The organism is Bellilinea sp. (genome assembly GCF_053501535.1).
The window spans coordinates 1-5153 of sequence record NZ_JBRCOK010000036.1; the positions used below are offsets into that span (position 1 = coordinate 1).

A 5153-nucleotide genomic window follows, 5' to 3' on the forward strand; every position below is an offset into this window, starting at 1 on the left:
TTTTCCAGCCAGTGGAAGAAAGCCCGCAAGGTGCGGAAGTAGGCATGGCGGCCGCCCGGATTGTGGTTGTTTTCTTCCAGCCACAAGAAGAAGCGGCGGAGTAAATCCGTGTCCGCCTGGTCAAGGTCATTCGCCTGTTGGGCTTCGGCGTAGGCGGTGAAGCGGGTGAGTTTCTCACGGTAAAAGTCAATCGTTCGGCGGGAAAGACGGCGAATGTGGCAATCGGTGAGGAAGGCTTCGGCGGCAATTGCCAGCGTAGGATAAATAGTCCGTTGTGCTAAAATCGTTTGGCGGGGCATGGTTTGACCTTTCACCCGCCATATATGCCGTTATCGTGTGCCTATATACCCATATTTGGGGGCGGTGGCGGAACAGGCAGACGCAGCGGACTTAAAATCCGCCGGTGGTGACACCTTGTGGGTTCAAGTCCCACCCGCCCTACACATAATTCTGGATGACCTGCGCAAAAGATGTGCGCGGGTTTTTTGATTTTGCCAGCATCCGGCGAGTCCCTCATTCTGCAAGCGGTAGTTGTTCTTGTTTGTTCAATTCTTCCAGCAGGCGGGCAATGATTTCTTTTCGTTTACGCAGCATCATTTTGTACATCATATTATCCGCCGCAATCAGTTGTGTACGGACATCGTCTAAACTTGACTCAAGTACCTGAATGAGCAAATCGCGTTCTTCGCGGGTCAGTTCAAGGCAGAACATGGTAACCTCCTTCGATAAAAACAGAGCCGTTCGGGTTTGCGAACGGCTCTGTCAAGTGACGACAGGGCGTGGAGCCTCTGGAATGTGCAGTTTAATGTTTTTCTTCTGTATTTCTATTGTACCCTGTCCGGTTTAACATTTCAAGCTTTCGATTGGATATTGAATGGGCGTAACCGCTGCATTCGTTGAGATGCCGGCTTTCACTTGCAGACAGCATTGTCAATTTTCCACTCGCCGCTGATTACTTTCAAGGTTAACTCAATGGTGTTACCAAAACTCGACTTAACGGTCACTCTGGCCGTATCGCCGTCCACTTGTGAAGACTGGATTTCCATTTTCTCGGGATAATCCTGAGCGCAAATGAATGGAACGATAAACATTCCCTCCTGTTGTTTTTTGTCCAGACTCTTAGAAAATTCAGGACTGAGTTGGGAAATTTCGTTGAAGGGTGTGGGCGGCCAGGCCTGCAGGTACGAGGTATAAAACCCATCCACGACCTTTTCAGGAGGGACGGCAGGTTGGCCGGTGCTGCTGGAATTGTTGCTTTTAGCACATGCGCTCATCAGCAGCGTGAGAATTATTGCTCCTGCTACAAGAAATGGTTTGATTTTCATGAATTTGCTCCTTTTTCTGATTTGACCTTCGAAATGTCCATTTCTCTTATAATGATGTTCCTCCAAGATGGCATCCACCGCTTAGCGGATTTTGGTTGCCTGTTAGATTAGTGAAAAACTGCACCAAAAGATCGGGCTGGATTAATGCAGATGACCAGGGGGAATACCGTCCTGAAAAAGGATGTTTTTTGTTCGTTATTTGGTACGCTCACAGGTGGAGAGTACTGTGCAGCCAAATGGTAAAAAGGTGGCAGTATGGCGGATCAAATCGAACCACTTATCTGCATATATGACCTGCACCGTCATTACCGGATGGGTAATGAGGTGGTGAGGGCTTTAAACGGGGTGAATTTAAAAATTTTCCCGGGAGAGTTTTTTGGAATATGCGGAACTTCAGGTTCTGGTAAATCCACATTGTTGTATTTGATTGGGGGAATGGACCGCCCCAGCCGGGGGGAGGTGGTTGTGGCGGGCAAAAACCTAACCCGGCAGGATGAAAATCAGCTGGCAGAATTTCGCTGCCGAAAAATCGGATTTATTTACCAGAACTTTCATCTTATCCCCTCTCTGACTGCCTGGCAAAATGTGGAGATTCCGATGATTTTTAACCGGGTAGCCCGCTCCGTCCGCCGGGAAGTTGCCTTGAGATTACTGGCAAAAGTAGGTTTGGCCGAGCGTACCAACCACAGGCCTGCTCAATTATCGGGTGGACAGCAGCAACGCGTGGCCATTGCCAGAGCCCTGGTGAACCAGCCCATTTTATTGCTGGCGGATGAGCCGACCGGTAATCTCGACAGTCGCACCGGCCAGGAAGTGGTGGCCCTCTTGAAAGAGCTTACCGACACTCAAAAAGTGACTGTGCTGATGGTCACGCATGATATGAATTTGATTCAACAAACTGACCGTTATGTTCGCTTGCAGGATGGTCGAATCGTCGAAAGCGGGTGAGCCGTTTTTTTTGAAAAAGGTGGTCAACAATGACTTTCTTTGATTTGATCTATCTGGTTCACGGTAATCTTTGGCGCAGGAAGACCCGGGTGCTGATGACGATTGGCGGTGTGCTGATCGGCAGTATGGCGATCATTTTGTTAATTGCCCTGGGACTGGGCATGCAGAAAAATCTGATGGAGAGTATCGGTAATCTTGGAGATTTGACGACCCTGACTGTGCGTGTGCCAGCTGCCTGCACCTTGCCGCTCAGAGAAAGGCCGCAAAGTTGTCAGAATGTTTTGCTTAATCCTGAACTGGTTGAGAAAATTCGTACGTCATCCGCAGTGGTGGAAGCCTCGCCACAGGTTTTTCTCAAAAGTTCGCCAGCCTACTTACGTTACAAGAACATGGAATCAAATGTGGTGGTAGTGGGAGTTGAACCATCGCGGTTGGCCTCACTGGGGTACCCCCTCGCGCGCGGCGAAATGGTTATTACGGCTGGTCAAGTTGTGATTGGCCCAAAGGTGTGCGAATATATGTTTGACTTGCGAAAGCGCCAGCCGGTGCAACCTCAGTTGGATTTGCTGGAGGAATGGGTGGACTTAACCATTCAACGCACCGTTCAAACGAACGATAAAGTTGAAGCGCCTGAAGCCGGCGTGCGCCGTTTGCGGGTTCAGGTGATCGGTGTGCTGGCGGAAACGGGGGGAGCCAGCGATTATATGATCTATTATCCTTTGAGTGAGGTGGACCGTTGGAACCGCTGGCTGACCGGGAAGAACATCCGCCGCGAAGTGGAAGGATATGACCAAATCGTTATCAAAATGGCGGATGCTGTCAGCGCTGCTGAACTGGATCAGGCGCTGACCTCAGCCGGCTATGAGGTGGATGCGCCTCGCAAGGTGATTGAGCAATTCAACCGCTTTTTTGTTTCTCTACAGTGGATGCTGGGGGGTATCGGAGCAGTTGCCCTATTGATTTCCGCTTTCGGTATCAGCAATACCATGCTGATGGCAATTTACGAGCGGACGCGGGAAATCGGCTTGCTCAAATCACTGGGGGCAAAGAATTCCGACATCCTGGCTCTATTCCTTGCTGAAGCAGGCGCGCTGGGGCTGGTGGGCGGCATATTGGGGGCACTTTTGGCGGTGACCCTCTGTGCAGTAGTTACCCAAGGCGGCGCCGGGGTGTTGAGCCAGATTGACGGATTCGTCTCCATGCCGGGCATCGGCATTCCGGGTTTGAACGGCGGTACAACTTTGCTCGTCCCGCCTTGGCTGGTGTTTTTTGCAGTCGTATTTACCGCCTTTACAGGAGTTTTTTCGGGTATTTACCCAGCCATTCGGGCCGCTTCTATGCAGCCGCTGGATGCCTTGCGGCATGAATGAACTTGTTACAGGTTGTAGCGGTAAAGATTGGTGTGGCGCAGTTCGAAACCTACCCGTTGATAGAGACGGTTTGCAGCTTCGCGGCTGGGTCGGCTGGTCAGGTCCACCGTTTTTGCACCTAACTGACGGGCACGCTCCAAAGCAGCGCGGGTGAGTGCCTCGCCAATTCCTTTGCCGCGCGCACTTTCATCCACAACCACATCTTCAATCCAGGCGCGAACACCGGTGGGGATGCGGAAGGTAACCAGCGTGAGTGTGCCGACAATTTTGCCCTCCTGCTCCGGGTCGCGGGCGATGAACAAGGATTCGTTTTCCGCAATTTCTTGAATTTGCTGAAGGGTGGGAATCTCTGCCGAACTACTTAATTGGGGAACCAATCGCTTGAATGCTTCCGCAATTTCCTCTGATACCTGAGAAACAAGAGAAATTTCCATCGTTTATCCTCATCCAAATTTCGGGTTTGGGTATGATTGCCTGCCAATTTTAACCGATTTTTGGTGAATGGTTTTCTTCGCGGCCATGTTGGGGTATAAATGGGGAATTGAGACTACGGAGCGGAGGGAAGAAAGGAATGCAAAGCCTGCTCTCATCCATTTATCAGGCAATTCTGGAAGGCGACCAGCTGGCAGCTCGCGAGGCGGTTCAGCGCGCGCTGGAACAGGATGTAGAAGCCGAGATTATTCTTAAGCAAGCGATGATGCCGGCGATGGAACAGGTGGGGCTTTTGTTTGAAGAAGGGGAATACTTTGTGCCGGAAATGCTGGTGGCAGCGCGCGCCATGCAGTCCGGCCTGAGCCTGCTCAAACCCAAACTGGTGCAGGCAGATGTTACACCGACGGGTAAGGTGGTGGCTGGCACAGTAAAGGGGGATTTGCACGATATCGGCAAGAATCTGGTGTGCATGATGCTGGAGGGGGCAGCCTTTGAAATTATTGATTTGGGTACGGATGTTCCACCAGAGCGTTTTGTTGAGGCAGTTCGATCCAGCGGCGCTCAGCTGGTGGCGCTTTCGGCTTTGTTGACTACAACCATGCCGAACATGAAAAATACGATAGAGGCATTGCAGCAAGCCGGGTTGAGAGGACAGGTCAAAGTCATGGTTGGCGGGGCGCCGGTTACCGAAACATTTGCCCGTCAGATTGGAGCAGATGGCTACGCCCCAGATGCCAGTCGTGCGGTAATGCTGGCAAAATCGCTGATGGGAATTTCCTAAAGGTTAAATGAAACAAGAGATAAACCGTAAAGGGGTATTTTCAAGGTGTTGAAATCCAAAAAAGGGGAAACACCATGATTGCGGGATGGAAAAGCGGTAGATTGAAGGTCCCTAAAAACGTCTAACATGGAAAAGCCGGAGCATCCCAAATGCCCGATATGTATAATATAGCCCATTTCCAGGACAAACCAGCCAAGATCAGAGACCCAAGAACTGCTGGACTTTGCGGGGACGCCCGAACCTGAAAAAAACACCCCCGTTATGGGGTGCTGTCAGGTGGGCGCGGAGGGGCTCGAA

Annotated in this window: 7 protein-coding genes and 1 tRNA gene; 4 read left to right on the top strand and 4 right to left on the bottom strand. The window is 51.1% G+C overall.

Translation table 11 applies throughout. The features are described 5' to 3' along the window. Positions 1–299, bottom strand: a 299-nt coding sequence (locus tag ACWIZX_RS03720) for a site-specific integrase (RefSeq protein ID WP_448334858.1), incomplete at its 3' end; no start/stop codon positions are given. Between the two features lie 58 nt (positions 300–357). Here ACWIZX_RS03720 and ACWIZX_RS03725 point away from each other — a divergent pair. Continuing rightward, positions 358–441 (top strand) — tRNA-Leu (locus tag ACWIZX_RS03725). 72 nt (positions 442–513) lie between these two features. Here ACWIZX_RS03725 and ACWIZX_RS03730 read toward each other — a convergent pair. Further along, positions 514–711 carry a hypothetical protein gene (locus ACWIZX_RS03730; protein ID WP_322792167.1) on the bottom strand — a complete coding sequence of 66 codons (198 nt, stop codon included), beginning with the start codon at positions 709–711 and terminating at the stop codon, positions 514–516. A gap of 200 nt (positions 712–911) precedes the next feature. Further along, complete coding sequence (locus tag ACWIZX_RS03735; protein ID WP_322792166.1) at positions 912–1325, bottom strand: DUF3828 domain-containing protein; 414 nt, start codon at positions 1323–1325, stop codon at positions 912–914. Positions 1326–1637: 312 nt separating this feature from the next. Between ACWIZX_RS03735 and ACWIZX_RS03740 the strand changes: the two genes are divergently transcribed. Together ACWIZX_RS03740 and ACWIZX_RS03745 are read left to right on the top strand one after the other, a co-directional pair. Further along, positions 1638–2273: an ABC transporter ATP-binding protein gene (locus tag ACWIZX_RS03740; protein ID WP_448334862.1), complete on the top strand. Its 636-nt coding sequence runs from the start codon at positions 1638–1640 to the stop codon at positions 2271–2273. 29 nt (positions 2274–2302) lie between these two features. Then, positions 2303–3643 (top strand): ABC transporter permease, encoded by a 1341-nt coding sequence (locus tag ACWIZX_RS03745; RefSeq protein ID WP_448334859.1) that lies wholly within the window; start codon positions 2303–2305, stop codon positions 3641–3643. 5 nt (positions 3644–3648) lie between these two features. Here ACWIZX_RS03745 and ACWIZX_RS03750 read toward each other — a convergent pair whose 3' ends face one another. Beyond that, on the bottom strand, positions 3649–4077 hold the full coding sequence (locus ACWIZX_RS03750) for a GNAT family N-acetyltransferase (protein ID WP_448334860.1): 429 nt from the start codon (positions 4075–4077) through the stop codon (positions 3649–3651). A 137-nt stretch (positions 4078–4214) separates the two neighbouring features. Here ACWIZX_RS03750 and ACWIZX_RS03755 point away from each other — a divergent pair, with 137 nt between their 5' ends. Further along, complete coding sequence (locus ACWIZX_RS03755) at positions 4215–4856, top strand: corrinoid protein (RefSeq protein WP_448334861.1); 642 nt, start codon at positions 4215–4217, stop codon at positions 4854–4856. Positions 4857–5153: the final 297 nt, after the last annotated feature.

Bases quoted from the DNA above. Each gene is read 5' to 3' on its own strand.
- ACWIZX_RS03730 (WP_322792167.1), bottom strand. From the start codon at position 711: ATGTTCTGCCTTGAACTGACCCGCGAAGAACGCGATTTGCTCATTCAG.
- ACWIZX_RS03735 (WP_322792166.1), bottom strand. From the start codon at position 1,325: ATGAAAATCAAACCATTTCTTGTAGCAGGAGCAATAATTCTCACGCTG.
- ACWIZX_RS03740 (WP_448334862.1), top strand. From the start codon at position 1,638: ATGGGTAATGAGGTGGTGAGGGCTTTAAACGGGGTGAATTTAAAAATT.
- ACWIZX_RS03745 (WP_448334859.1), top strand. From the start codon at position 2,303: ATGACTTTCTTTGATTTGATCTATCTGGTTCACGGTAATCTTTGGCGC.
- ACWIZX_RS03750 (WP_448334860.1), bottom strand. From the start codon at position 4,077: ATGGAAATTTCTCTTGTTTCTCAGGTATCAGAGGAAATTGCGGAAGCA.
- ACWIZX_RS03755 (WP_448334861.1), top strand. From the start codon at position 4,215: ATGCAAAGCCTGCTCTCATCCATTTATCAGGCAATTCTGGAAGGCGAC.